The 26,858-nt window shown below is 53.9% G+C and carries 27 protein-coding genes, 2 tRNA genes and 1 pseudogene; 16 read left to right on the top strand and 14 right to left on the bottom strand.

Features of this window, described 5'->3' with window-relative positions; all coding sequences use genetic code 11:
• Positions 1-10 precede the first annotated feature (10 nt).
• Positions 11-1,339: a pyrimidine utilization transport protein G gene (gene rutG, locus CTZ24_RS07120; RefSeq protein WP_021182661.1), complete on the top strand. Its 1,329-nt coding sequence runs from the start codon at positions 11-13 to the stop codon at positions 1,337-1,339.
• Here the strand turns inward: rutG and CTZ24_RS07115 are convergent.
• Positions 1,336-2,259: a DMT family transporter gene (locus CTZ24_RS07115; protein WP_208725158.1), complete on the bottom strand. Its 924-nt coding sequence runs from the start codon at positions 2,257-2,259 to the stop codon at positions 1,336-1,338. The two genes, rutG and CTZ24_RS07115, sit on opposite strands and share 4 nt — an antisense overlap.
• 110 nt (positions 2,260-2,369) lie before the next feature.
• Positions 2,370-2,534 (bottom strand): con-10 family general stress protein, encoded by a 165-nt coding sequence (locus CTZ24_RS07110; protein ID WP_013508570.1) that lies wholly within the window; start codon positions 2,532-2,534, stop codon positions 2,370-2,372.
• Between the two features lie 314 nt (positions 2,535-2,848).
• On the opposite strand from CTZ24_RS07110, the gene wrbA reads away from it, so the two are divergent.
• From wrbA to CTZ24_RS07095, 3 genes are read left to right on the top strand one after another with little or no spacing between them, the layout of a single operon-like run.
• Positions 2,849-3,448: an NAD(P)H:quinone oxidoreductase gene (gene wrbA / locus CTZ24_RS07105; protein ID WP_208725157.1), complete on the top strand. Its 600-nt coding sequence runs from the start codon at positions 2,849-2,851 to the stop codon at positions 3,446-3,448.
• A gap of 20 nt (positions 3,449-3,468) precedes the next feature.
• Positions 3,469-3,699 (top strand): YccJ family protein, encoded by a 231-nt coding sequence (locus CTZ24_RS07100; RefSeq protein WP_013508568.1) that lies wholly within the window; start codon positions 3,469-3,471, stop codon positions 3,697-3,699.
• Positions 3,700-3,753: 54 nt separating this feature from the next.
• Positions 3,754-5,127, top strand: coding sequence for an NAD-dependent succinate-semialdehyde dehydrogenase (locus CTZ24_RS07095; RefSeq protein WP_208725156.1), 1,374 nt, complete (start codon positions 3,754-3,756; stop codon positions 5,125-5,127).
• Between the two features lie 50 nt (positions 5,128-5,177).
• On the opposite strand, the gene agp is transcribed toward CTZ24_RS07095, so the two are convergent.
• The 3 genes from agp to CTZ24_RS07080 form a co-directional block, all read right to left on the bottom strand.
• On the bottom strand, positions 5,178-6,779 hold the full coding sequence (agp, locus tag CTZ24_RS07090) for a bifunctional glucose-1-phosphatase/inositol phosphatase (protein WP_208725155.1): 1,602 nt from the start codon (positions 6,777-6,779) through the stop codon (positions 5,178-5,180).
• Positions 6,780-7,035: 256 nt separating this feature from the next.
• Positions 7,036-7,123, bottom strand: a tRNA-Ser gene (locus tag CTZ24_RS07085).
• A gap of 35 nt (positions 7,124-7,158) precedes the next feature.
• Positions 7,159-7,246, bottom strand: a tRNA-Ser gene (locus CTZ24_RS07080).
• 224 nt (positions 7,247-7,470) lie between these two features.
• Between CTZ24_RS07080 and yccA the strand changes: the two genes are divergently transcribed.
• The gene (gene yccA / locus CTZ24_RS07075; RefSeq protein ID WP_021182656.1) at positions 7,471-8,127 is read left to right on the top strand and encodes an FtsH protease modulator YccA; all 657 of its coding nucleotides are present in this window, start codon (positions 7,471-7,473) and stop codon (positions 8,125-8,127) included.
• Positions 8,128-8,227: 100 nt separating this feature from the next.
• The gene (gene tusE / locus CTZ24_RS07070; RefSeq protein WP_021182655.1) at positions 8,228-8,554 is read left to right on the top strand and encodes a sulfurtransferase TusE; all 327 of its coding nucleotides are present in this window, start codon (positions 8,228-8,230) and stop codon (positions 8,552-8,554) included.
• Here the strand turns inward: tusE and yccX are convergent, their stop codons facing one another.
• On the bottom strand, positions 8,555-8,833 hold the full coding sequence (gene yccX / locus CTZ24_RS07065; protein ID WP_208725154.1) for an acylphosphatase: 279 nt from the start codon (positions 8,831-8,833) through the stop codon (positions 8,555-8,557). It lies immediately after the preceding gene.
• Between the two features lie 85 nt (positions 8,834-8,918).
• Here yccX and rlmI point away from each other — a divergent pair, with 85 nt between their 5' ends.
• On the top strand, positions 8,919-10,109 hold the full coding sequence (gene rlmI, locus CTZ24_RS07060; protein ID WP_021182653.1) for a 23S rRNA (cytosine(1962)-C(5))-methyltransferase RlmI: 1,191 nt from the start codon (positions 8,919-8,921) through the stop codon (positions 10,107-10,109).
• Between the two features lie 59 nt (positions 10,110-10,168).
• Positions 10,169-10,486: a heat shock protein HspQ gene (gene hspQ, locus CTZ24_RS07055; protein ID WP_021182652.1), complete on the top strand. Its 318-nt coding sequence runs from the start codon at positions 10,169-10,171 to the stop codon at positions 10,484-10,486.
• A gap of 32 nt (positions 10,487-10,518) precedes the next feature.
• Here hspQ and CTZ24_RS07050 read toward each other — a convergent pair whose 3' ends face one another.
• Positions 10,519-10,941, bottom strand: a complete 423-nt coding sequence (locus tag CTZ24_RS07050; protein ID WP_208725153.1) for a CoA-binding protein — start codon at positions 10,939-10,941, stop codon at positions 10,519-10,521.
• Positions 10,942-11,117: 176 nt separating this feature from the next.
• On the opposite strand from CTZ24_RS07050, the gene CTZ24_RS07045 reads away from it, so the two are divergent.
• On the top strand, positions 11,118-11,756 hold the full coding sequence (locus CTZ24_RS07045) for a YccT family protein (RefSeq protein WP_208725152.1): 639 nt from the start codon (positions 11,118-11,120) through the stop codon (positions 11,754-11,756).
• Positions 11,757-11,824: 68 nt separating this feature from the next.
• The gene (gene mgsA, locus CTZ24_RS07040) at positions 11,825-12,286 is read left to right on the top strand and encodes a methylglyoxal synthase (RefSeq protein WP_021182649.1); all 462 of its coding nucleotides are present in this window, start codon (positions 11,825-11,827) and stop codon (positions 12,284-12,286) included.
• 4 nt (positions 12,287-12,290) lie between these two features.
• Here the strand turns inward: mgsA and helD are convergent, their stop codons facing one another.
• Positions 12,291-14,345 carry a DNA helicase IV gene (helD, locus tag CTZ24_RS07035; protein WP_208725151.1) on the bottom strand — a complete coding sequence of 685 codons (2,055 nt, stop codon included), beginning with the start codon at positions 14,343-14,345 and terminating at the stop codon, positions 12,291-12,293.
• Between the two features lie 123 nt (positions 14,346-14,468).
• Between helD and CTZ24_RS07030 the strand changes: the two genes are divergently transcribed.
• The gene (locus CTZ24_RS07030) at positions 14,469-14,912 is read left to right on the top strand and encodes a YccF domain-containing protein (protein WP_021182647.1); all 444 of its coding nucleotides are present in this window, start codon (positions 14,469-14,471) and stop codon (positions 14,910-14,912) included.
• Between the two features lie 9 nt (positions 14,913-14,921).
• Positions 14,922-17,060: a YccS family putative transporter gene (gene yccS, locus CTZ24_RS07025; protein ID WP_208725150.1), complete on the top strand. Its 2,139-nt coding sequence runs from the start codon at positions 14,922-14,924 to the stop codon at positions 17,058-17,060.
• 7 nt (positions 17,061-17,067) lie between these two features.
• On the opposite strand, the gene CTZ24_RS07020 is transcribed toward yccS, so the two are convergent.
• Positions 17,068-17,667, bottom strand: coding sequence for a TfoX/Sxy family DNA transformation protein (locus CTZ24_RS07020; protein WP_021182645.1), 600 nt, complete (start codon positions 17,665-17,667; stop codon positions 17,068-17,070).
• Positions 17,668-17,890: 223 nt separating this feature from the next.
• On the opposite strand from CTZ24_RS07020, the gene sulA reads away from it, so the two are divergent.
• Complete coding sequence (gene sulA / locus CTZ24_RS07015) at positions 17,891-18,382, top strand: SOS-induced cell division inhibitor SulA (RefSeq protein WP_208725149.1); 492 nt, start codon at positions 17,891-17,893, stop codon at positions 18,380-18,382.
• A gap of 349 nt (positions 18,383-18,731) precedes the next feature.
• A complete protein-coding gene (gene ompA, locus CTZ24_RS07010) occupies positions 18,732-19,802 on the top strand; it encodes a porin OmpA (RefSeq protein ID WP_208725148.1) in 1,071 nt (356 codons plus the stop codon).
• A gap of 67 nt (positions 19,803-19,869) precedes the next feature.
• Here ompA and matP read toward each other — a convergent pair whose 3' ends face one another.
• Complete coding sequence (gene matP / locus CTZ24_RS07005) at positions 19,870-20,337, bottom strand: macrodomain Ter protein MatP (protein WP_208725147.1); 468 nt, start codon at positions 20,335-20,337, stop codon at positions 19,870-19,872.
• Between the two features lie 53 nt (positions 20,338-20,390).
• Between matP and CTZ24_RS07000 the strand changes: the two are divergent.
• A pseudogene (locus CTZ24_RS07000) lies at positions 20,391-22,249 on the top strand (AAA family ATPase).
• 66 nt (positions 22,250-22,315) lie between these two features.
• Positions 22,316-22,834, top strand: a complete 519-nt coding sequence (gene fabA / locus CTZ24_RS06995; protein WP_021182640.1) for a bifunctional 3-hydroxydecanoyl-ACP dehydratase/trans-2-decenoyl-ACP isomerase — start codon at positions 22,316-22,318, stop codon at positions 22,832-22,834.
• A gap of 108 nt (positions 22,835-22,942) precedes the next feature.
• Here fabA and rmf read toward each other — a convergent pair whose 3' ends face one another.
• The 4 genes from rmf to pqiA form a co-directional block, all read right to left on the bottom strand.
• Positions 22,943-23,110 carry a ribosome modulation factor gene (rmf, locus tag CTZ24_RS06990; RefSeq protein WP_013508548.1) on the bottom strand — a complete coding sequence of 56 codons (168 nt, stop codon included), beginning with the start codon at positions 23,108-23,110 and terminating at the stop codon, positions 22,943-22,945.
• 277 nt (positions 23,111-23,387) lie between these two features.
• On the bottom strand, positions 23,388-23,954 hold the full coding sequence (gene pqiC, locus CTZ24_RS06985) for a membrane integrity-associated transporter subunit PqiC (protein ID WP_208725145.1): 567 nt from the start codon (positions 23,952-23,954) through the stop codon (positions 23,388-23,390).
• The gene (pqiB, locus tag CTZ24_RS06980; protein ID WP_021182638.1) at positions 23,951-25,594 is read right to left on the bottom strand and encodes an intermembrane transport protein PqiB; all 1,644 of its coding nucleotides are present in this window, start codon (positions 25,592-25,594) and stop codon (positions 23,951-23,953) included. The genes pqiC and pqiB overlap by 4 nt, the downstream gene beginning before the upstream one ends.
• Positions 25,566-26,849, bottom strand: a complete 1,284-nt coding sequence (gene pqiA, locus CTZ24_RS06975; protein WP_208725144.1) for a membrane integrity-associated transporter subunit PqiA — start codon at positions 26,847-26,849, stop codon at positions 25,566-25,568. Before pqiA ends, pqiB begins: the two co-directional genes overlap by 29 nt.
• Positions 26,850-26,858 lie beyond the last annotated feature (9 nt).

Raw genomic sequence — 26,858 nt, 5'->3', positions numbered from 1 at the left:
GGAGAAGACGATGGCGAGTTCCTGGTTTCCCCGCTGGCAGAAAAAGTCAGCCTTAACTGAAAATGGGTTGATTGCACCGGACGAAACACTGCCGCTCGGGCAGACGTTAATTCTGGGCCTGCAACATGCTGTGGCGATGTTTGGTGCAACGGTGCTGATGCCGTTGTTAATGGGGCTGGATCCAAACCTGGCTATTCTGGTTTCCGGTATCGGCACCCTGCTGTTCTTTGTGGTCACCGGCGGGCGCGTACCCAGCTATCTTGGTTCCAGCGCCGCTTTTGTTGGGGTAATTATCGCCATCACCGGTTTCAACGGTCAGGGACTGAACCCCAACCTGGCGCTGGCGCTCGGTGGCGTGATCGCCTGTGGTGCGCTGTACACGCTGATCGGTTTTGTGGTGATGAAGGCGGGGACGGGCTGGATTGAACGGCTGATGCCGCCGGTGGTGACGGGCGCAGTGGTTATGGCAATCGGCCTGAACCTCGCACCGATTGCGGTACACAGCGTATCATCATCCATGTTCGATAGCTGGATGGCGGTGATGACGGTGCTGTGCATCGGTCTGGTGGCGGTATTTACCCGCGGCATGGTGCAACGTTTGCTGATTCTGGTCGGGTTGATTGTCGCCTGGGCAATCTACGCGCTGCTCACCAATGGTCTCGGGCTGGGCAAACCGGTCGATTTTAGCGGGGTAGCCAATGCCGCCTGGTTTGGCTTGCCGCATACCACCTCACCGGTTTTCGATATGCAGGCGATTGTCATGATAGCGCCAGTGGCGATCATTCTGGTGGCGGAAAACCTCGGACATATCAAGGCGGTAGCAGGTATGACCGGGCGCAATCTCGATCCCTGGATGGGACGCGCCTTTGTCGGTGATGGCCTCGCCACCATGCTTTCCGGATCGATCGGCGGCAGCGGCGTCACCACCTATGCGGAAAATATCGGCGTGATGGCCGTTACCAAAGTCTATTCAACGCTGGCGTTTGTCGCGGCGGCCCTGATTGCGCTGGTACTGGGTTTCTCACCGAAATTTGGCGCGCTGATCCATACCATTCCCGGCCCGGTGATTGGTGGCGCATCGATTGTGGTGTTTGGTTTGATTGCCGTGGCTGGCGCCCGTATCTGGGTGCAAAACCATGTGGATTTCAGCCAGAACAGCAACCTGATTATGGTGGCGACCACGCTGGTGCTGGGTGCCGGGGATTTCGCGCTGAAAATTGGCAACTTCACCCTCGGGGGCATCGGCACCGCCACCTTTGGCGCGATCATTCTCAACGCCATTCTGCGCCGTCGTGGAACCGGTGTGGGTGAGAACCAGACGGCACGGCAAAACAGTTAAGGTTCCTGTATCTCCTGCGGTGCCACATCCGGCACCGCTTTTTTGCGCCTGATACGCAACTCACTGACGATCACCCCGCAGACAATCAACGCACCGCCGAGTAGCGCTGCCGCAGGCAGGCGTTCGCCCGCAATGCGCCCCACCACCCCTGCCCATACCGGTTCACCGGCATAAATCACGGTGGCTCGTGTCGGCGAGACGCTACGCTGTGCCCAGTTCATGGTGACCTGAATCAATGCGCTGGCCGCCCCCAGACCCAGCGCGCTCAACAGCAGCGGTATGCTCAGGCTTGGCAGCGACTCCCCGTTCGGAATCATAAAGATAAAGGCACAAGCCGAGGCCACCGCCAGTTGGATCAGGGTGACACGACGCACGTCAACCCGCCCGGCAAAGCGACTGATCAGGATGATTTCCGCCGCAATCGCCAGGGTGCTAAGCAATGTCGCCATTTCACCCGCGTTCAGCGCCAGTTCTCCATTCTGTGGACCGGCCACCAGCAGCAAGCCGATAAACGCCAGCAGGATGCCCAGCCAGGCCATCATCCCTGGAGGACGGCGTAAAAACAGCCACTGCAACAAGGGAACCACCGGCACATATAACGCCGTCAGGAACGCAGACTGGCTGCTGGAAATGGTTTGCATACCCCAGGTTTGTAAGCCATAGCCGCCCGCAATCGCCAGGCCAATCAACGCGCCAGCTTTACACTCCAGCCAGGTGGTTTGTCGGAGGTAGCGACGGAAGAAAAAAGCCAGCAGCAACGCCGCGGTGGCAAAGCGCAAACCGACAAAGAAGAACGGACCGGAGTGCGCCATCGCGCGGTGCACCACCAAAAAGGTGCCACCCCAGACCATCGTAATGAAGATCAGAACAAGTTCCTGACGCGACAGGCGCAGGAAAAGGCGAGAAGCAGGAACAGACATAAAGCACCATCGTGAGGATTCGGGCGCCATTTTCGCAGAGTCGGAAGGAATTGCAATGATTGTCACCGCCGGGCGTACCCGGCGGCGGAGGGCTTTATGTCGCAGCCGGGTTATTTTTTATTGCGGCTGCGTCCCCCTTTTTCACCTGCTTCGGAAGCGCGCTGCGGGTCATTTCTGAAATTCCCGCCGCTATTTTTACCGCCTTTACGGCCTGCTTCCGCGGCTCTTTCGCGATCTTCGGCGAAATTACCTGATCCTCCACGATGTTGTGCCATCATTTCCTCCGATAGAGTTTTCTCATCAGTGGTCAGGACTTTTCACATGCACGGGGTGAAAAGCAAGGTGGCACGCTTTCCGTACCACCCGTACAAAGAATAGCCAATAGCGTTACGTTTATGGTGAATATTTATACTTTGAAACACATATTCCTCTCATTTTTTAACCTAAGTTGGCATTTTACGCCATTCAACAAACGCTTAGCGGAGGATTAAGCGAAGCCGTAGTTTTCCCTGGCAAATTGCTGAGCAGCAGGTCACGCAGGCTCTTCTATACTTCAGATCGTGTGTTCAAACCCACAGGAAGGAAGAAGATGGCGAAAATTCTGGTGCTTTATTACTCCATGTATGGACATATTGAAACCATGGCGCAGGCAGTTGCGGAGGGTGCGCGTCGGGTTAGCGGCGCGGAGGTCACCATCCTGCGCGTACCGGAAACCATGGACGCCGAGCGCTTTGCGCAGGTCGGCGGAAAAGTACATCAGGCCGCGCCTGAAGCAACCCCCGAAGATTTACCGCAATATGATGCCATTATTCTCGGCACGCCCACGCGCTTCGGGAATATGGCGGGGCAAATGCGTAACTTTCTCGACCGTACCGGCGGATTGTGGGCGTCAGGGGCGCTGTACGGCAAGATCGCCAGCGTCTTTGCCTCTACCGGCACCGGCGGCGGTCAGGAGCAAACCATCACCTCAGTCTGGACCACCCTCGCCCACCACGGCATGGTGATTGTCCCCATCGGCTATGGCACCAAAGAACTTTTCGATATCTCCCATGTGCGCGGCGGCACGCCTTACGGTGCCACCACCATTGCAGGGGGCGACGGATCGCGCCAGCCTTCTGCGGAGGAGCTCGATATCGCCCGTTTTCAGGGCGAACATGTCGCCGGTCTGGCGGTAAAACTGAAAGGATAAATCCACAACAGGAGACCTTTATGGCAACAGAACAGTCTAAAGCTCACCATGTGGGCGAATGGGCCACCTTGCGCCACACCTCGACCGAAATCGCCGAAGCGATATTTGAGGTCGCTAACTATGACGAGCGTCTGGCAGAAGAAATCTGGCGTCAGCAGGGCAGCGATGAAGTGCTATTTCGCGCCTTTGATAAGACCGATCAAGACGTTCTGACGTGGGACGATAAGACGGTCGAGCGTAAAAACATTTGAATCTCAGGCGGGCCAGTCCCGCCTTTGTCATTTTAATTGACCAAGGAGCGTTGTATGTCTTCCTATCAAAGTATCAATCCAGCCAATAACCAACTGCTGAAAACCTGGCCCTCGCATGACGACGCCTGGATGCAGCAAGCACTGGAAACCGCCGATCGTCTTTACCATTCCGACTGGTGCAAAGGAGATATGCAACCGCGATTACAGGTGCTGACACGTCTGGCGGAGCTGATTGATGCCAACGTTGAGCAACTGGCAACCATTGCCAGCCAGGAGATGGGTAAGCTGATTGGTCAAAGTCGGGGTGAAGTAAAAATTTGTGCGCAAATCGCCCGCTATTACGCAGAACACGCCGCCACCCTGCTCCAGCCGCGAGCCTATCCCAGCGACGTGGGGGATGCGTGGCTGGAATACCATCCTATCGGCGTGATCGTGGCAGTAGAACCGTGGAATTTCCCTTATTACCAGTTGATGCGCGTACTGGCACCGAATCTGGCACTCGGTAACCCGGTGCTGGCTAAACACGCCCCCATCGTGCCGCACTGCGCGGATGCGTTCGAAAAACTGGTACTGGAGGCGGGCGCTCCCCAGGGAGCATGGACCAATTTGTTCATCTCCAATGAACAGGTTGCCGAGTTGATCGCTGATCATCGGGTACAGGGGGTAGCGCTCACCGGTTCAGAGCGCGCGGGCAGTGCCGTCGCGCAACAGGCGGGAAAATATCTGAAGAAATCGACGCTGGAACTGGGCGGTAACGATGTGTTTGTGGTGCTGGATGATGCCGACCTCGATGAGGCGGTGCGCCAGGGCGCGCAGGCCCGTCTGAGCAACTGCGGCCAGGTGTGTACTGCCGCGAAACGTTTTATCGTGCATGAAAAAGTGGCCGGACAGTTTATGGCGAAGTTCAGCGCCGCATTGCAATCCGCAGTCGCGGGTGATCCGCTGGATGAGAAAACCACGCTTGGTCCCCTATCGTCGCGTGATGCGCGCGAGCGGCTGATTAAGCAGGTTGAGGATGCGGTACAGCATGGCGCGCGCGTGGAGTGCGGCGGACGACCGATTGACGGCGTGGGATGTTACTTTCAGCCAACCATTCTCACCGGTCTGACACCTGACAACCCGGCCTATTATCAGGAATTTTTTGGCCCGGTAGCCCAAGTCTATGTGGTGGCGAGTGACAGTGCTGCCGTCGCGCTGGCAAACGACTCGCACTATGGCCTGGGCGGCTCGGTGTGGACACGGGATATCGCACGCGGACGTAAAATGGCTTCGCAAATTGAAACCGGCATGGTATTTATCAATTCACAAAGCGACACGGCCGCAGAATTGCCGTTCGGTGGGGTAAAACGTTCAGGCTATGGACGTGAGCTGTCCGACCTCGGGCTGAAAGAGTTTGCCAATCAGAAACTGGTGGTGGTGGCAAGTTGAGGGCATAAAAAACCCCGCTGCGGGAGCGGGGTGTTGGTTTTATCGCATTGTTAGTTACTGGCCGGTGCTGTAGCTGCGTTGCTCTTGTCCGTTTTGGCCGGGACATCAGCTTTCGCCTTTTCTGCCGCCGCTGCATCGGCTTTCGCTTTCTCTTCCGCCGCTTTCTGCGCAGTGGCTTTCTCGGCTTTCGCCTTTGCTTCAGCCGCTTTGTCAGCTTTAACTTTGTCTTCTGCTGCTTTCTCATCAGCCGCTTTCTGCGCAGCGGCTTTATCTGCTGCCGCTTTATCCGCTGCTGCCTGATCAGCCGCCGCCTGATCCGCTTGTACCTGCGCATCATCGTTAGTCGTAGCCGGTTCCGGTTGCGCTGGCTGAGCAGCAGGCTCAGGTGCGGCTGGCTGCAACGGCGTACCCTGCAAAGCATTGTTCAGCACACCGGCGAACTGATCCCAGCTGCAATAACCGTTGGCATCAGCATCACAACCCGCCAGTTGCAGCGTGACACGTTTCGGCGGATTCTTCAGGCTCAGTACGTCGGCATTGCGCAACTGATCGCTGGTCTGATAAACGTATTCGACCTTCAGCAAATCTTTGTTGTTTTTCGCATCGTGCCAGCGCTCAAACACCACCTGGCCACCAATCGGTGTTTTCTCATCATTGCCCGGCAGTTCATAGGGTTTAACCTGTAGCGCACTGAGTAGCGAAGCGATATTCGAATCATGCCCCACCATCAGCGTTACTTTTGGCGCGTTGGCTTTGTCCTGATCGATCAACTGGCTACGGATGTAATCCACCAGTGGAGCTGCCACTTCACGCGCCACTTCAGGTGAGGCGAATAACGCATCCTGGTAACCGTTTTTAATGGCTGCCAGCGCTTTCCACTGTTCAGGGGTTTTGATTTGGCCCCAGGCCACCTGGTCCAGCGGGAAGCCTTCATAGTATTGCAGCGTGAAGGCATCAACCAACGAGTTGCCCACTTTCAGCGGACCACTGACGTTCGGTTCTTTACCGTTATCGGCGCTAAAGGTGTTCTGCCCGCTGCTCAAATCACACTGTTTCTTGCCGTTGCAGGCCGGCGCCGATTTGTAATCGACTATTTTTTCCAACTGCTGGTATGCCGGTTTCAACGCCAGTTTCTCGTTGGCTGCGGTCATCGCCGCCAGCGCTTTCTTGTTGAAATCGTCGCTACCATCGGTCACGACCGGGTTAAACACCGGGTCCATGGTCCCCATCGCGTCCTGATGCGTCACCGCGATATCACATCCAGGGAAGGCACCATTAACAAAGAATTGGGCGGTCGCCACGGTACGTTGCAGGCTGTTAGCGTAGACAAAGACATTGTTGCTGTCCGGGCAGGTGCCGTTTTCAACCAGACCCTGCTGTGCCAGCCACTGGCGGGTGTAATTACCCATGTAGACTTCCAGCACACCACCTTTAGTGGTGAGCTGCCCACCAGGTACATCCCATTGTGGCCAGCTTTTCTTGGTTGATTGCTCCAGAACGCTGCCATTGTTCGCCAGCGGGGCGCGCAGATTGTGACGGCTCAGCATCAGTACCTGCTGGAGCTGCATGTCCCCTTCTGCAGCCTGCGCTGCCATGCACATCGGTAACGCAGCGATGACTGACAACGCGCAAAGACTCAGTTTCTTGATCATTGTGCCTATTCCATAATTCATCAGTGAAACACTCTGGCATTCAAACGATTAGCTCGGCCACAGAGCGAAATGCCCCACAGTGTAACCCAGCTTGCCTGGGAAAATCGCCAGATGTTTGCAAAAACCGTGAATGGACTATAGCAGACATGGGGGCTGCCGGTGGACTGAGGCAGCAGATTGAAAAGCAACGGGATGTTTTTCGGAATCTCTGAAGCAGAAAAGCAAAAAGCCCGCATCGCTGCGGGCTTCTTTAATTTGGCGGAGGAAGAGAGATTCGAACTCTCGGATGGTTTCCCATCGGCGGTTTTCAAGACCGCTGCCTTAAGCCACTCGGCCATCCCTCCGGATAAAGCAGTTACTTAACTCTGAGTGAGTTAAGTGGCGGAGGAGGAGAGATTCGAACTCTCGGATGGTTTCCCATCGGCGGTTTTCAAGACCGCTGCCTTAAGCCGCTCGGCCACCCCTCCGCAATGACGCGCACTATAAACATCCCCCTGAAAGATGTAAAGCCTGGAGTGATTCATTCGCCTGAAAAACAGCCAAAAACTATTTAATCGGCGTCATAATCGCCATTCCGCTCAGGGAAACAGCAATTTATCGCGTAAAGAAGGGTAAAACGCCTTTTCTGCCCCGGTAGCGCTGCGTATTCTTCTTGGCATATTTAGTGTTCTTTCAATTAAAGGAGCGCATGATGGATAGAATTATTGCCTCGTCGCAGCGGCAGTCGCTAATCAGCACACATAAAGTGCTGCGTAATACTTACTTCTTACTTGGTCTGACGCTGGCGTTTTCCGCGCTGACCGCCACGCTGAGCACCGTCTTTGCCCTGCCCTCTCCGGGGCTGATTCTGATGCTGGTCGGCTTTTATGGGTTGATGTTTCTGACCTATCGCCTGGCGAACAGCCCAACCGGTATTCTGGCCGCTTTTGCCTTTACCGGCTTCCTCGGCTACTGCCTTGGCCCAATCCTTAACTCGTTCCTGTCGGCAGGAATGGGCGACGTGATTGGTATGGCGCTGGGAGGAACTGCGCTGGTGTTCTTCTGCTGCTCAGCTTATGTGTTGACTACCCGTCGCGATATGTCATTCCTCGGCGGCATGATGATGGCTGGCTTTGTGGTGCTGCTGGTCGCGGTTGTGGCTAATATTTTCCTGCAATTACCGGCTCTGCACCTGGCCATCAGCGCATTGTTTATTCTGTTCTCTGCCGGAGCCATCTTGTGGGAGACCAGTAACATCATCCACGGCGGCGAAACGAACTACATCCGTGCCACCGTCAGCCTGTATGTCTCGCTGTATAACATCTTTGTCAGCCTGCTCAGTTTGCTGGGCTTTGCCAGCCGCGACTAATCTCAGGCCGGACGTAAATGAAAACCCCGCTTCGGCGGGGTTTTGCTTTTTCTGGCTACGCCGCCCTACAATATGCGCAAACTGAATCTGAGGAGTCACCGTGATTTTTGCCGGTAAAGAGATTGCCACCGATGCGGAAGGCTATCTGAAAAACAGCGCCGACTGGAGCGAACCCCTGGCGGAAGCCATTGCCGCTACCGAAGCCATCACCCTAAGTGAGGCGCACTGGGAAGTGGTCCATTTTGTCCGGGCGTTTTATCTGGAGTTTAATACCTCGCCAGCGATCCGTATGCTGGTCAAAGCGATGGCGCAGAAATATGGCGAGGAGAAAGGCAACAGCCGTTATCTGTTTCGTTTGTTCCCGGAAGGCCCGGCTAAACAGGCAACGAAAATTGCCGGATTACCAAAACCTGCGAAGTGTTTGTAATCACCCGGTGGTAAAGCGGCTGGGGGCTTCTGTCGGTTGATGCGGTTCCACCAGCACTTTTTCCACGCGCGCGCTGCGCGGGCCACCGGCCTTTAACCACGTAATCAATGCGTTCACCTGGGGTTCTTCCCCCCATGCCAACACCTCTACGCTGCCATCGTTCAGGTTACGTGCATAACCTTTTACATCCAACTCTCTGGCCTGTGCCTGGGTGCTATAACGAAAACCAACCCCCTGTACCAGACCATGAACCCAGATTTTGAAGCAGGTTGTGGCCATTTTCCTCTCCCCTCACTGTTCATTGCATTTTGCCGCCATCCACCGGAAAATGACGCCTCATTTTTTCAGGTAAGCATAGCAAACTATGACTGTTCGATTGATTCTCACTAAGGGACGTGAAAAATCCCTGCTCCGCCGTCATCCCTGGGTTTTTTCTGGTGCTGTTGCCCGTATGGAAGGCAAAGCCCAATCAGGGGAAACCATTGATGTCTGCGACAGCAATGGCAAATGGCTGGCTCGTGCCGCTTATTCTCCGCAATCACAAATTCGGGCGCGCGTCTGGAGCTGGCAACAGGATGAGTCAATCGACATTGCCTTCTTTGTTCGCCGTCTCACCCAAGCGCAGCAATGGCGTGCCTGGCTGGCGCAACGTGACGGGCTGGATAGCTACCGCCTGATTGCAGGTGAGTCTGATGGTATGCCTGGCGTCACCATTGACCGTTTCGGCAATTTCCTGGTGCTTCAATTGCTGTCTGCCGGTGCTGAATATCAGCGCCCGGCGATCATCTCCGCCCTGCAACAATGTTTCCCGCAATGTGCGATTTACGATCGTTCCGATGTGGCGGTACGTAAAAAAGAAGGTCTGGAGCTGACGCAGGGTCCGGTCACTGGCGAGTTGCCACCGCCACTGCTGCCGATTACTGAACACGGCATGAAGTTGTTGGTGGATATCCAGGGCGGCCACAAAACCGGTTATTACCTTGACCAACGTGACAGCCGCTTTGCTACGCGCCGCTATGCCGAAAATGCCCGCGTGCTGAACTGTTTCTCTTATACCGGCGGCTTTGCCGTCTCGGCACTGATGGGCGGTTGCCGTGAGGTAATCAGCGTAGATACCTCTCAGGACGCGCTGGATGTTGCCAAACAGAATGTGGAACTTAACGGTCTGGATGTATCCCGTGCACAATTCTTACGTGATGACGTGTTCAAATTGCTGCGTCGCTACCGTGACAGCGGTGAAAAGTTTGATGTTATCGTGATGGATCCACCGAAATTTGTTGAGAACAAGAATCAGCTGGCGGGTGCCTGCCGTGGTTATAAAGATATCAATATGCTGGCGATGCAGCTGTTGAATCCCAACGGGATTCTGATGACGTTCTCCTGCTCCGGCCTGATGGCAACCGATCTGTTCCAGAAGATTATTGCCGATGCCGCCGTCGATGCGGGGCGTGATGTACAATTTGTAGAACAGTTCCGTCAGGCAGCCGATCATCCCGTGATTGCCAGCTATCCTGAAGGGCTTTATCTGAAAGGTTTCGCTTGCCGCGTACTGTGACTTGAAAATTCTGCCCCTGCCTCCATATCTGACGCAGGGCAGTATTTTGGGAGGTCACTATGATTGCCAGTAAGTTTGGAATTGGACAGCAGGTCCGGCATCGTCTCTCCGGGGTGCTTGGCGTAATTGTGGATGTTGATCCGGAGTATTCGCTGGAAGAACCTAAGCTCGAAGAAGTCGGGGCTGCCGAGAAGTTACGCGCTGCACCCTGGTATCATGTGGTGATGGAAGATGAGGACGGTGAACAGGTCCACACTTACGTTGCCGAAATTCAGCTGTCCGGTGAAACATCTTTCGAACATCCAGAACAACCCTCGATGGATGAGCTGGCCGCGTCAATCCGACAACAGCTTCAGGCACCACGCCTGCGTCATTGATCAAAAACGGCGACCCTCGGTCGCCGTTTGTTTTAGTGCACCGGCTGCGATAGCCCGAGCCGTGGTATCTCAATCTTCGGGCATCGATCCATGACCACCGTCAACCCAGCATCCTGCGCCAGTACCGCCGCCTGTTCATTGATCACGCCCAGTTGTAGCCACAACGTCTTCGCGCCGATGGCGATGGCTTCCTGCGCGACCCCCCATGCCGCTTCGGCATTACGAAACACATCCACCATATCCACCGGACCCGGGATGTCAGCGAGAGTCGCATAGGCAGTTTGTCCCAACAGTTGTTGCCCGGCCAGCTTCGGACTCACCGGCACCACCTCATAACCCTGATCGAGCAAAAACTTCATCACGCCATAGCTGGGACGATCGGGACGATCGCTGGCGCCAACCAGCGCAATACGTTTGGTGCGCGTCAAAACATCACGAATGGTTTGATCGTTCATGCCTCTCTCCTTTTTCACTCGCCTGAGTGTAGATGGCATCAGGTTACACCGCGCAACCCCCGTGTCAGAAAACTTTGCGCGGCAGCACGAATAAATATGTTAAAATGTAAATTTACTGCCATAATGTAATAATTTGCTACACATCACTGATTTGCGCCCAGCTTACGGGAGTTGAAATGAAGCTGTTTTTGGCTGCGACGAGTCTGTTTATCTTGCTCGTCTCAGCATCCTGCCATGCCATAACCTTGAAACTTGATCCGGAGATCGATCTTCTGGTGCTGGATGGGCGCAAAATTTCGGGTTCTCTGCTGAAAGGGGCCGATGGTCTGGAGCTGGATCGCGGTCAACATCAATTCCTGTTTCGGGTTGATAAAGCACCGGCCTCTGCCTCAAACAATGGCCCACATTATCAATCTGTCCCGATGATTGTGACCTTTACCGCCAGTGGCAAAACCGTGGCTATCCGCCTGCCTGCCCTGGACAGCCGTCGCGAACGCCATGCATTCGATAAATCTCTCAATTTTCAGCTAATTGATGAACAGGGCAAAGAGATTGCCAGCATCCGTGACCACCTGCCCATGCCGTCGGGAGGCGATCTTGAGCAGGCCATGTTGAATTATAATCGCAATGGTCAGGTCGCATCCGTCCCCCGTTTTGCCGTGCAAACCAGCAGTACGCCAGATGTCCAGTTGAACGCCGATTTCGCCTGGCAGGAAGCCAGCAACCTGCCCTCACTACAACGATGGTTTGAACGTTTCGATGCGGCCACCCGTCTGCGTTTTCTTAGTTGGATGAAAACCTTACGCGCAAGTTGATAGGAACGAAACGCCAGGGGTAAACTCGAGCATCACTTAACCTAGCCCGAGAAGAGTCAGGAAGCCCTATGGAGCAGACCGTTCGTACCCTCAATATTCAGAAACACATTGCCCTCGTCGCCCACGATCATTGCAAAGCCTCGCTGTTGGACTGGGTCCAGAAGAACCAAAGCGCACTACAGTCGCATGTATTATATGCCACCGGCACCACCGGTAATCTGATCAATCGCCACACCGGCCTTGAGGTGAACGCAATGCTGAGCGGCCCAATGGGCGGCGACCAGCAGGTAGGCGCATTGATTTCCGAAGGGAAAATTGATGTGCTGTTCTTCTTCTGGGATCCGCTCAATGCCGTGCCGCACGACCCGGATGTCAAAGCGCTGCTGCGTCTGGCAACGGTATGGAACATTCCGGTTGCCACCAACCGCTCCACCGCAGATTTCCTGATCCAGTCACCGCTGTTTGCCAGCGAAGTCGAGATTCAGATCCCTGATTATCCGCGTTACCTGGCTGAACGCCTGAAGTCGTAATGCCTCAGGCCTTCCTGCTCTGCGGTACGCCTAAATCGCGGAAATGATCGACAAACACGGAAGGCCGTTCCTTATCGAACAATAACCAAACTTGCTGACGTGCCCGCGTCAGCGCTACATACGCCAGGCGGCGTTCTTCCGCGTCCGGGAACGCTTCTGGTTGCGGTAACAATCCCTGTTCCATGATCGACTCGCGAGCGGCAGCCGGGAAACCATCACGGCCTTCATGCAGGCCCAGCACAATAACAAAATCCGCCTGCTGCCCCTTGCTGGCATGGATGGTCATGAAATCCAGATGCAGCTTCGGCCAACGGGTTTTGGCTTTATCCAGCACCTCAGGCCGCAGGTGATGGTAGCGTGCCAGCAGCAGCACCCGCTCATCGGGTTTCACATAACCACTCAACTTATCGAGTAAGGCTTCAAGTTGTTCCTGCGCCAGCAATATCACCGATTTTTTATTGCCTTTAGTCAGGCTATTCAGTGGCTTGCGCAGCTGATGTGGATTTTGTTGCACGAATCGGTTGGCGATCTCACCGATGCGATCATTGAATCGGTAGGTGGTATCCAACACACAGCGATCACCTTCGCCGAAATAGTGATGGAAGGCGGTAGTCAGACTCATCTCTGCACCGCTAAAACGATAGATGGCTTGCCAATCGTCACCGACAGCAAACAGTGAGGTTCGCTTATTTTGTTGGCGCAGTGCCGTCAGCAAGGCGGCACGCTGCGGTGAGATATCCTGAAACTCATCCACCAGAATATGCTTCCACGGACTGATAAAGCGTCCCTTATCCAGAATAGCGATTGCCTGATGAATCAGGCCGGAAAAATCGACCGCGCCCTCGTCTTTTAACGCACTTTTCCAGGCTTTCAGGATCGGTGCCATCAACTTAACGCGTTTGCTAAATTGATCGCGTTGCTCCTCAGGTACATCGGCGATCATGGCGGCCTGTGCACCGCCATGCATACGCATCAACCCCAGCCAGCGCTCCAGACGGGACGCCAAACGCTGTGCCAGTTTATCATCCTGCCAAAATGGCCCTTCGGCAACGTCCCACTTCAGTTCTTCCTGCAACCACTGACGCCAACCACTGGCCTGCGCCTTTTTGCTGCTGCATTGTCCACGCCAGCTCTCAATTAACAACTGACGACGGGCTTTGCTGTCGCTTTCCAGTTTGCTGATGACAGGCTGTTTATTGCTGCCTTCACGAATAATGTGCAGCGCCAGCGCGTGAAAAGTGCGCGCCTGAATCGCGCTTTCACCCAGCCGCGACTGGATGCGATCGTTCATCTCGTCTGCCGCCTGACGCCCAAATGCCAGCAGCAGAATCTGCTCCGGCTGCGCCAGTTTACGCTGCAACAACCAGCCAGCACGCGCCACCAGCACCGACGTTTTTCCACTTCCCGCCCCGGCTAACACCAGTAACGCGTCTTCGCCATTCACCACCGCCTCACACTGCGAAGGATTGAGCGGCGTCGTTTCAACCGTGGAGAAAAAGGTCTGGTACTCCTGCAAGATTTTTGCTGTCCACTCACGGTTGCGCTGGCGAATCGCCGTTTCACCCTGATTCAGCCATTGCTGACAGAACTGCCACAATTCGCGGCAATTCTCGAACTTGTCCAGCCGTGATAGCGGTAACGGTAAGGCAGAAAACTGCCGGGCAATGTTTTCTTTTACCGTCTGGAGTTCGCTTCGCTTTAGCCAACGGTCCTGGCTGGTAAACGCGAAAATCTCCTGCTGTAACCCGGTCAGCACCCCGACACAAACCTCGCTCATCTCCTGGCTCCATTGCTGCCAGGCTTGTTGCAGGTAATGAAAAAAGCGCTGCGTTTCCTGCCATTCCGTACCGTGCAACCGCACCACTTTCTCGTCTGGCAGCAAAAATTCCAGCTCGCCCCACACCAACCCACGCTTACAGGCGATATCCAATAATTGATTGAAAGGGATCAGGTATTCGTGACGATCGCCGCTGACTTCCACTCCGGCTTCCAGCAGACGTACGCGATTATAAGGGTGCTGAGCCAGACGTTTACCCATTGATGTTGCTTTCAGTTCCATGTCCGCACCGTGTTCAGCAAGAGGATTATCGCGCAGTTTACCTGTCAGACCCTTGGCGCTCCAGCCTTAAAACAGGCTAAACTGGGCAACACATATTGCGGATTGCAAAAGGAAAATCGTGTTATGCGCACCGTGCTCAACATTCTCAACTTTGTGCTGGGTGGCGTTTTCACCACCCTGAGCTGGTTACTGGCTACGCTGGTCAGCATCGTTCTCATCTTCACATTGCCATTGACGCGTTCCTGCTGGGAGATCACTAAACTCTCGCTGCTGCCATTTGGCAACGAAGCGGTTCATGTCGATGTACTGCGACCAGACAGTAAAAATCAGGTGATGAACGCCGGAGGCACTTTTCTTAACCTCTTCTGGCTGGTGTTTTTCGGCTGGTGGCTGTGCCTGATGCACATCTCTGCGGGTATCGTGCAGTGCCTGACTATCATCGGGATTCCTGTTGGCATTGCTAATTTCAAGATTGCCGCCATTGCCCTGTGGCCCGTGGGACGACGCGTTGTTTCAGTTGAAGAAGCGCAGGCGGCGCGGGAAGCCAACGCTCGTCGCCGTTACTGAGACTATGCCATGATGCCTGAAGCCTTACCCGGCTGGCGCCGTTATCTGTTTAACAGCAGCTTGCGCTATTTGCTGCGCATTTTTTTCGCCCTTGCCGGTTGTGCCGCCGTTCCGTGGTGGTTACAGCAAATTGAGTGGACGATCCCCCTCACTCTCGGCGTGGTTGCCGCTGCATTGGCCGATCTTGACGATCGCCTGGCAGGCCGCCTGCGCAATCTATTGATTACGTTGATCTGCTTTTGTATCGCATCGGTATCCGTCGAATTACTGTTTCCCCACCCCTGGGCATTCGTCCTCGGCCTGGCGCTCTCAACCTGGGGATTTATTCTGTTGGGTGCCCTCGGGCAGCGTTATGCCACTATCGCCTTTGGTGCATTGCTTATTGCGGTGTATACCATGCTCGGCGTAGGTTTGTTTCCACAGTGGTGGATGCAACCAACGCTGCTGCTGGTGGGGGCCTTGTGGTACAACCTGCTGACCCTGGTGGGGCATGTGATGTTTCCGGTGCGTCCGGTTCAGGAGCAGTTGGCGGCCAGCTTTTCTCAGTTAGCGCGTTATCTGGATGCCAAAGCCAACTTGTTCGATCCCGATGGCGGTGAGCAGGATGATGCCAACCTGATTGCCACCGCAATGGTGAATAGCCAGTTAGTCGCCCAACTTAATCTGACGAAAAGCACTATCCAAAGCCGGTTACGCGGCGACCGGGGTTCACGCAGCACTCGCCGCAGCCTGCATTACTATTTTGTGGCGCAGGATATTCATGAGCGGGCCAGTTCCTCCCACCTGCAATATCATCAACTGCGCGATGACTGGCGCTATAACGAGGTGCTTTTTCGCTTCCAGCGACTGCTGAATATGCAGGCACAGGCATGCCGACAGTTAGCGGAGGCCATTTTTTTGCGTCAGCCCTGGCATCATGACACCCATGTCGAACGCGCCTTTGAGCGGCTGGAAACCGCACTGGAACGCTTGCAACAAAATGCCCCGGACGACGCCCATATTCGTGCGTTATTCTGGCTGCTGCGTAATTTGCGCGCCATAGATGCCCAACTGACATCGATCGAATCGGAACAGAAACTGGCGCAACCTGCCCCATCCAGCGACGATAATCTTTCCAATGATGGACCAGGCGGTTGGGCGGATATTCGGCTGCGCATTAGCCGGCATCTCACGCCAACCTCCGCCCTGTTCCGCCATGCCGTAAGAATGTCGTTGGTGTTGTGCATCGGCTACGGATTTATCCAGATCACCGGTGTACATCGCGGCTATTGGATTTTGCTTACCAGCCTGTTTGTCTGTCAGCCGAATTATAATGCCACCCGACGGCGACTGGCGTTGCGTATTGGCGGGACGCTGGCAGGGATTGCCATCGGTTTACCGGTGCTCTGGCTGGTGCCTTCCATCGAAGGACAGTTGGTATTGATTGTGCTCAGTGGTGTGCTGTTCTTCGCGTTTCGCCAGATACAATATGCTCAGGCAACGCTCTTCATTACCCTGCTGGTGCTCCTCTGCTTCAATCTGTTGGGCGAGGGCTTTGAAGTCGCCCTGCCGCGAGTGGTGGATACGTTGCTGGGGTGTGGCTTAGCCTGGCTTGCTGTCGCTTTCGTTTGGCCAGACTGGCGCTTCCGCCAGTTGCCTGCGGTAGCCGAACGTACGCTCAATGCCAACTGCCGCTACCTTGATGCCATTATGGAGCAATATCATCAGGGCAAGGATAATCGTCTGGCTTATCGTGTTGCGCGGCGAGATGCGCACAATGCCGATGCCGAACTGGCCTCAGTTGTGTCAAATATGAGCAATGAAGCACGTCATCAGCAATCATTACGTGAAAACGCCTTTCGGTTACTTTGTCTGAATCACTCCTTTCTCAGCTACATATCCGCGCTGGGCGCTCATCGGGTCAGGTTAAATGACACCCGACTATTAACGTTGCTGGATGATGCGGTGTGCTTTGTTGATGATGTTTTGCAAATTGAACGCGTCAGCGATGCTGAGGCAACGCAGATGCAGCAGACCCTGCTGCATCGACTGGCGGAAATGAAATCCAGCCCGGAGACGCAAGCTCCGTTAGTTTTGCAGCAGTTGGGATTATTAATTGCGCTGTTACCTGAAATTGCGCGCCTACGCCGCACCCTCGCAGCAGATTGAACCGCTGTTAGCGGAGCGTTTTTTGATACCACGCGCATAACTCCTCCCGGACCTCACGAGGCAATGCCGCCTCGTGATGGCCCGAAATCGCTCCCTCGAGAGCCAGCAGCGTCTTCAGGCCGATATGCTTATTGATGGTGCGAAGTTTCAGCCAACTTTTCTTAGCACCTGTTTCACACAGATGTTTGACCGAGCAGATGCCGACCTTGTGTAGCATCATTTCCATACGCAGGCTGAGATTGGGCAAATCCTTCAGCCGCAGTGAGACATAACGGGTTTGCAACTCCTCACGCGCAGCGTGTAGCGCCCCAGAGGATAGCCGCATTAACTGTTCAGGTTCCTGCCAAAGACGTTTGTCGACTTTGTAATAACTCAGTGTCACCGGTATACCGCGTTTACTGTATATCAGCGGCTCCATCGGGCATTGCGTCGCATAGGTCGTCACCGCTTCACAGGCACGTAGATAAAGTGCATCTTCATTGATAAACGCAAAGACAACCTTTTCCACTGAGAGCGTATAACCACCAAACTGCGTGCGGGATTCAATTTCGCCTAGCGCGGCTAATTGTGCTTTCGATTGTTCGACGATTGGGTGAGATTTTTTCATCCTGATACCTTCCTGAATTCCTTTTACCAGAACTGTCCTAATAAATACTTCATGTATTCATCAGGTTAGAAGATATTGAAAACGTTCCAGCTGTTCAATGAATAAATGCATTCGAGGTGAAAATTTGTCCGATTTTGCGAGACGTTTTCAGAAATTGAGGTTGATCTTTATCCAGGAACTCATTACTGTATATTCATACAGTTCATTACTGAGTGATTAAATTATGCGTACTCAATTCTCTGGCACCGCTGATCGTTCTCACCGTTTTGCGACTTCAGACGTAGCGCAACCTTCTTTGGGTGGCATTACAGAACTTCGCTACAGCGAGCAACCTGGCATGATGCAATTACTGCTGCTGCCGGTGCTAAAACAATTGAGCTTACAATCACGCTGGCAGCTGTGGTTAACACCTGCACATAAGCTGAATCGCCATTGGATGCAACAATCTGGTTTGCCGCTGGAAAAGAGCATGCACATCACTGAATCTGAACGCTACAGTACGGTTGAAAGCATGGTTAAAGCTCTGCGCACCGGTAACTATAGCGTCGTGCTGGCGTGGATCCCTTATGAGCTGAATGATGATGAACGTCGTGAACTCAAACAGGCTGCTGCTGAAGGGGAAGCTTTGGGTTTGGTGATGCGTCCTCAGGGACACGATGGGGTTTTGTGCAGACAACCATCTGCGTCAAAAATTCCCTCAGATTTGTTTCATTAAGTAAAATTAGGATTTTTCTCACGCTGTTTTTTGCGGAAGTTGACGCTAAGCCACTGATTCTTGTCCCGCCAGCTTAGACAATGGCTTAGCCGATTTTTTCATTTCTGATCACGAAGATTATGCCGTGTCAATTGTTAAAATGTGTGTATAAATCCCTGTTTTTTTATCGCCTGGCGTCACATCATACTTGTAACTTTCCAATCTCGTTGTAGACTTTACCTCGCCAGGGTGCTCAATAACCTCCGTTTTTTCGGTAGAGTCATAAGCGAGCGTTTTGACCCGGCGAAGGATTAAACCAAGAGCAAACTATTTTTGCTCATTGCCTATTTGGATGATAACGAGGCGCAAAATGAAAAAGACAGCTATCGCAATTGCAGTGGCACTGGCTGGCTTCGCTACCGTAGCGCAGGCCGCTCCTAAAGATGACACCTGGTATACCGGTGCTAAACTGGGCTGGTCTCAGTATCACGATACTGGTTACTACGGTAACGGTTATGAGAACAACAACGGTCCGACTCACGAAAGTCAGCTGGGCGCAGGTGCATTCCTGGGCTACCAGGCTAACCCGTACCTGGGCTTCGAGCTGGGCTACGACTGGCTGGGCCGTATGCCGAACAAAGGCAGCGTGACTAACGGCGCGTTCAAAGCACAAGGCGTTCAGCTGGCTGCTAAACTGAGCTACCCGATCACTGACGATCTGGACGTGTACACCCGTCTGGGCGGCATGGTATGGCGTGCTGACTCAACTCAGACCAACCCGACTACTGGCCGCATCAGCGACCATGACACCGGCGTTTCTCCGCTGGCTGCTGTTGGTGTTGAATACGCACTGACCAAAAACTGGGCTACTCGTCTGGACTACCAGTGGGTTAACAACATCGGCGACGCAGGCACCGTTGGCGCACGCCCTGACAACAGCATGCTGAGCGTCGGTGTTTCTTACCGTTTCGGTCAGGACGAAGCTGCTGCACCGGTTGTTGCTCCGACTCCGGCCCCAGCTCCGGTTGTTGAAACCAAGCGTTTCACCCTGAAGTCTGACGTTCTGTTCAACTTCAACAAAGCAACCCTGAAGCCGGAAGGTCAGCAGGCTCTGGATCAGCTGTACAGCCAGCTGAGCTCACTGGACCCGAAAGACGGTTCAGTTGTGGTTCTGGGCTTCACCGACCGTATCGGTTCAGAGCAGTACAACCAGAAACTGTCTGAGAAACGTGCTCAATCTGTTGTCGACTACCTGGTTTCTAAAGGTATCCCGTCCAACAAAATCTCTGCACGTGGCATGGGCAAATCTAACCCGGTTACTGGCAACACCTGTGACAGCGTGAAAGGCCGCAACGCCCTGATCGACTGCCTGGCGCCGGACCGTCGCGTTGAAATCGACGTGAAAGGTATCAAAGACGTGGTAACTCAGCCGCAGGCTTAAGTTTTCGCGTAATAAAAACCCCGCTTCGGCGGGGTTTTTTTATACCTGGCAGATGGCAACCAATAGATTACTCGCTACCTGCATCACCTTTACCCAGAATAGCCTGCAAGTCCTGCTTCAGTGTCGACATCTGGCTGGCATACTTCTCTTTGCGTTCCGCATCTTCAATCAACTGCACAATCGTTTCAGAAAGCGTGCTGCTGCGACGCTGCGCCAGTCCTGCCAGCCGTTGCCACACCAGATATTCCAAATCGATTGATTTCTTCCTGGTATGCTGATGCTCCGCATTAAAGTGGCGCTTACGACGAGCACGGATCGTCTGCTTAAGACGATTTTCCAAATCCGGATGAATATGCTGGTCAATCCATGCGTTGACTTCGACAGGGCTATTTTCCATCGCCAACAGCAGGTCTACCGCGGCCTGAGCAGCACTCAGCTCCAGATGACGGGTGATCAGCTCACCTTCCCGATGCTTTTTCACCAGGTATTTCCACTTCCATCCACTTTCAAGATTTTCGAGCTGCTGGTATTTCATCGGAATCTCATCGTGATCACGTAACAAACTAAGAATAACAGCTTTTTTCCTGGATGCAGCAAGGAAAAACATGTTGCGGTCATCACAATTCGGGCCGGAACTCCGCAGTGCTTAACCTGGTTGATTCCTGTATAATCGCGCTTTTCCCGAATTCGACGAATGGAATATTTTGACCAGCTCTCAACTTACGTGGCAAGCCCTGCAGCCGGATAGCACCCGCTACCAATCCATTTTCTCCAATGTTTCACTGGAAGATAGCGATAGTCTAGCCGCGGTCCAGCCGCGTCTGCTGAATGCCCTGGCGCATTTACATCATCAACAACAGGGTTTTCCACTGCTGCTGTTACGCAGTCAGGAAAATAACGACTACCTCGCCTGGATTGCCTCGGCTGCACAGCGCTTTCAGCCTGATGAAACCGCCCTGTTTGGTGGTGATTATCTGGTGATGGGTGACAATGTCAGCCTGTTGCCAGCGGCAGAAAACCGCCCTTTCACCAGCCAGGGTGGCGTGCACTATGCAGACTGGATCGAATTTGAACAACTGTTCGGCTGCGTCCGTCAATACAAAGATCGGGTCCAGCTCGAGCCAGGCTTAATTCATCGCGCCAATGGCGGCACCCTGATCCTCAGCGTCAATACATTGCTGGCTCAGCCGCTGATGTGGTTACGACTGAAAAAATGTATCGAGCAGGGCCGTTTTGAATGGTATTCATCAGATGAACGTCAGCCATTACCGGTCACGATTCCAGCGTTACCGTTTCAGCTACGCCTGATCCTGTGTGGCGAACGTGATGCATTGGCTGATTTTCAGGCTTTGGATGCCGAAGCGCACGAAATGGCGCTTTACAGTGAGTTTGAAGAAAGCTTGCAGTTGGTCGATGAAGACGATATGACCGCCTGGTGTCAGTGGACACTCACCCAGGCCGGTCTGGCCGGTTTACCGGATCCTGAAGCAGATTTCTGGCCTGTACTGATCAATGAGGCGGTACGTAACACTGGCGATCAGGACACCTTACCGCTCTGCCCACGCTGGTTGCGCCGCCAGATGCAGGAAGCCGCGCTGCACGGCGACGAGCTCAATGCCGAAGCCCTAAAGGATGCACTGGAAGCGCGTCAGTGGCGCGAAAGTTTCCTCGCCGATCGCATGCGTGATGAAATTCTGCTAAACCAGATCATGATCGAAACGGAAGGGGAAGTGGTTGGACAGATCAATGGCCTGTCTGTGATTGAGTTTCCTGGCCATCCGCGTCCCTGGGGCGAACCGTCGCGTATTACTTGCGTAGTGCATCCGGGTGATGGCGAGTTCACTGACGTCGAACGCAAAGCGGAACTGGGCGGCAATATCCATGCGAAAGGCATGATGATTATGCAGGCTTACCTGATTGCCGAGCTGGAGCTGGAGCAGCAGCTCCCCTTCTCTGCTTCACTGGTGTTTGAACAATCCTATTCTGAAGTCGATGGTGACAGCGCATCACTGGCCGAGCTTTGCGCGCTGATCAGTGCGCTGGCTAATCAACCGCTCAATCAGCAAATCGCTGTCACTGGTTCGGTCGATCAGTTTGGCAATGTACAGCCAGTGGGTGGCCTCAATGAAAAAATTGAGGGCTTCTTCAGTATTTGTCACGAACGTGGTCTTACCGGCCAGCAGGGCGTCATTTTGCCCGCCAGTAATGTCCGCCATCTGAGTCTCAACGCTGCGGTGATTGAAGCGGTCCAGCAGGGCCAGTTCCATATCTGGGCGATTGAGAGCGTCGATGAGGCATTACCACTGCTAACCGGTGTGGTGTGGCAAAGTGAAAGCGGGGACTCCCTGCTGAGCACTATCCAGGAACGTATCGCGCAGCTGAATCAGCAGGAGACGCGTCAGCGTCCGTGGCCCTTACGTTGGCTTAACTGGTTCAACCACAGCTGATAGCATTGCCCGGCGTACAACTGTTCGCTAATATTCGGGCTTCACTAAATAAGGCTTATTGAGAACATGGTAGATAAACGCGAATCCTATAGCAAAGAAGACCTGGTTGCCTCAGGTCGCGGAGAACTGTTTGGCGAAAACGGACCGCCGCTTCCATCAGGCAATATGTTGATGATGGACCGCGTGGTCAAAATGACCGAAGACGGCGGCAAATACGACAAAGGCTTTGTCGAAGCCGAGCTGGATATCCGTCCTGACCTGTGGTTCTTTGATTGCCACTTCATCGGCGACCCCGTTATGCCGGGTTGTCTGGGCCTGGATGCCATGTGGCAGTTGGTTGGCTTCTATCTGGGTTGGTTGGGTGCCGAAGGCAAAGGCCGCGCGTTGGGCGTGGGCGAAGTGAAATTCACCGGTCAGGTGCTGCCAACAGCGAAGAAAGTGACGTATAAAATTCACTTCAAACGTGTCATCAACCGCAAACTGGTGATGGGCGTTGCTGATGGCGAGGTATTTGTCGACGGTAATCTGATTTACTCGGCAACTGACCTGAAAGTGGGTCTGTTCAAAGACACCACCGCTTTCTAATCTCCCTATACCCGAAATGACTCGAGGTATCTCAGGTTATGACGGGTATAAATGACAACCTCCGCATTACGCGGAGGTTTGTTCCTTATTGATAGACATCCGGCAGTGCTAAGCCACCGCCGACCTGTCCTCCATGGCTTGTCGCCAACCTCCCAACCAGTGAGACCGTGCGTCGATCATTTGATACGGGCAAATCTCTTTTGAGCGTCCCGTAATACCGGCCTGATAGCCTCGTGAATGTGCTCGTTCCAGGCGGTCTCGTTTCTGTCTCTTCATACCTCGTTTCCCTCATTTCAGGTCTGGTGGAATCTGGTGGAAAGATAGAGTGGCGGAAAAATGTTCAACCACTCTAACGTTCTAACGCCATGCGCCGAAAAGATCAATGCGCAAATTTCACGCCAATGTCATAAATATGACCTGAAACCGACATCACAGAATGAGGTAAATTTTCGGAAAAATCTCTTATCTGGCTGATTAGACAATAAAAAAGCCCCTGATATTTTCGCCACTCGTTAATGACAAATCAAGGACTTAGATAAGCTTCGAACAATTCTTAATTTAACGCGATCGCATTATTCGCTATCTGCTGAGCGACTTGTTGCCAACCAAGCGCCAGGGTACGCACCAGGGCATCGTAACCGTCTTCAGTCTGTGGCAGCGTCAGATTAAAGCCATGTTTGATAAGACGCCCTTCATGTTGCAGCACCCACTCCCCGCTCACAATGGCTTTACCGTCAAAGCGCCCCTGAAAACCGGTCACATTGACGGTCAGGGTATCGTGCGTCTCAGCCAACGGCGAGCCTGATACCAGGCGGCCCGGCAACGCACGGCTCAGATTATTCACCAGCGTTTGCTGCAATTGCTGGTCAAGCGGACTGGCCCAAAGATTATTAGCGGCAATGACGTATTTCACGTCGCTGGTCTGGTACACCAAACCATTGCCTGCCAGATAATCCGGCACGCTGACCTGCTGAACCCAAAGCATCGGCTGCTTACTGCTGGCATCGCTGCTAACAGGTGCCATAACGGCACCTGTCGGGAGTTGATAGTACGTCGTTTCAACGGTGCTGCTGCAACCCGCCAGCAGCAGCATCGCCCCAATCATCAACCCTTTTTTCACTGTTTCGCCCTCTTTGGCTGTGGGTCCTCACCCGGCTTGGCTTCAAACACCAGCGCGTTGCTTTTGCTGTTCAGTGTCTTCAACACCGGCTGCAATTCACGCAGCGTCTTATCGAGTTGCTGCATACCGCCCACCAGCTTGTTATAAGCAGGCGATCCCGGTTGCAACCCTTTCATGCTGCGGTTCAGCTCACGCAATGTCTGCTGCATATCAGCCGGTAACGTCTTCATCGCCGGGCTGGCAGTGATCTGATTCAGGTTATTCAGCGTTTTTTGCAACTGCTGCAACGTTTTCTGACTCTCTTTCAGCGTACCGGTTGCCTCATTGATCATCGGATTCAACGGTAGATTGTTAATCTTATCCAATGCCGCCATCAGTTTTTGTTGAATCTGACTGAGGCCGCCGCTGACCGTCGGAATCACTTCGAAACCGGCAACTTTATTCGGCCCTTTATACGCCGCCACGTTGTCATAGAAGTCCAGATCAACGTAGAGTGCGCCGGAAAGCAGATTCCCTGTTTTCAACGTGGCACGCAGGCCGCGCTTTTTACCATCTTGCAGATGTTGCTCAAGGTTAAAATCTCCGCCCAGACGGGTAATGAAGCGATCAGGCTCAATACGAATCAATACCGGCACACGATAATCATTGTCCAGCGCCTGATCCAGGCCCGGGATCATGTACGGTGCCTTCGCCACCGTGCCAAGCCGGATACCGCGAAACTCCACCGGTGCTCCCGCCTGTAGACCTCGAATGGAGTCAGAGAAGAACATCAGGAAATCGATATGCTTGGTATACAACGAATCCTGGATACTGCGCTGATCGTCAAACAGATGGTATTCCGCCTTGTTCTGCGCCACTTCGCCCAGCTCCCAGCCAGTTGGCACATCAAAGCTCACACCGCCACTGAACAGCGTGGTCAATGATCCCATCTCGACACGCATACCTGAGGAAGACATATCCACGGCGATGCCGCTGTCCTTCCAGAAACGCACATTGGTGGTCACCAGTCGGTCATAAGGCGCTGAGATAAACAGCTGATACGTCATCATACGTTTGTCGGTATCAAAACTGCTGGTTTCTACCGATCCCACCCGGTAGCCACGGAACAACACCGGATCACCCGGATTCAATTGCCCCGCTTTGTTACTATCAAGCGTGACGCGAATACCTTTGGCATCGGGCGGTGCCAGCGGCGGCGCGTCCAGCAGTTGGTAACTCGTCGGCTTGTCGCCCTTGGTGCCCGGCTGTAATTCGATGTAAGCACCAGACAGCAAGGTACCGAGGCCGGTAATTCCTTCACGGCCAATCTGCGGTTTGACCACCCAAAACACGCTATCGCTATGAAGCAGTTTTTCCATCCCAGAATTCAGGCGCGCGGTGATTTCTACATGATGCAAATCGTCAGTCAGCACCGCACTTTCCACCACGCCGACATCCACACTACGGCTTTTAATCGTGGTTTTACCTGCTTCAATACCTTCGGCATTTTCGGTGATCAGCGTGACTTGCGGCCCCTGATGGCTGAAGTGATAAAAAAGAATCCATCCGCCGATCAACAGCGTAACGATGGGTACAATCCAGACCGGCGACCAGCGTTTAATCTGGTCGACGTTAGCAATGCCCTGATGATTGTCCGTCAAGACGCGGCTCCTTACGTTCGGTTTTCCGTACACGATCCCAGGTCAGGCGCGGATCAAAAGCCAACGCTGCAAACATGGTGAGAATCACCACCAGCGCAAACAGTAGCGCGCCTGGCGCCGGGTAAACACTCATCAGCCGCCCCATCCGGACCAATGCGGAAAGGACAGCAATCACAAACACATCAATCATTGACCAACGGCCAACAAACTCCACCACCTCATAAACCAGATGCATCTTTTCGCTGTCATGCTGGCCGCGTCCACTGGCATCCCAGCATAACCAACCAATCGCCAACATTTTCAACGACGGCACCATGATGCTGGCGATAAAAATCACCAGCGCCACCGGCCAGGAGCCATCACTCCATAGCAAAATCACCCCTGCCATAATGTTAGAGGGATATTGCGTGCCTAACGTCTCCGTCACCATGATCGGCATAATATTCGAAGGGAGGTAAAGCAGCAGTGAAGTCACCAGCAACGCCAGCGTCCATTGCAGGCTGTGCGGTCGGCGCGCATGCACCACCACACCACAGCGGCTACAGTGATTCTGCGCAACAGGCAAAATGGCGGTGCAGCACGAACAACGTTTCATCCCATGTTGTAAACCACTGATGCCTGCTTTCGGTGCGTGTGGCAGCGCTGGCAAGGGTGCGATCTGCTGCCACACCCAGCGGCGATCCACCACCTGAAACGCGCGCAGTTGCAACACGCAAAACAGGCACCAGGCCCAGAAACTGATCCCCAGACCCAGTTCACCGTAAGCCATCAGTTTGACAAAGCTGACCAACACCCCGGCCATGAAGATTTCCGCCATGCCCCAGTTACGCAACTGGAACAAAATGCGTGCCAGCACCAGCCGCAGGTGGTGAGGCATTCTGATGCGGTTGACCAACAGGATAATGGTCACCATACAGAATGCGGGAATGCCCTGCACAAATAGCAGGAACAGGGTGGCGAGGCTGCTGTAATCCTCACGCACCATCACATTGGGGATTTCCGGCAGCGAGATTTCACTACTCAAACCGGCGACATGCATGTTGACGAAAGGGAACAGATTCGCCAGCACCAGCATAAACAGCGCGGCAAATGCATAGCCGGTCGGCCGCTTTTGCGGCTCGTGCCAGTTTGCTGTCAACGTGGTATGGCAGCGCGGGCAACGCGCCCGGCTGCCGATCGGCACAGCAGGCAATTTAACCGTTAAATCGCATTGTGGGCATAGCACCCACGATTGCGGATTATCCGCTGCACACATACCGGTTTC

It is taken from the genome of Pantoea phytobeneficialis (assembly GCF_009728735.1).
In the GTDB taxonomy this organism is placed as follows: domain Bacteria; phylum Pseudomonadota; class Gammaproteobacteria; order Enterobacterales; family Enterobacteriaceae; genus Pantoea; species Pantoea phytobeneficialis.
This window is presented reverse-complemented; position numbering and strand designations above follow the sequence as displayed.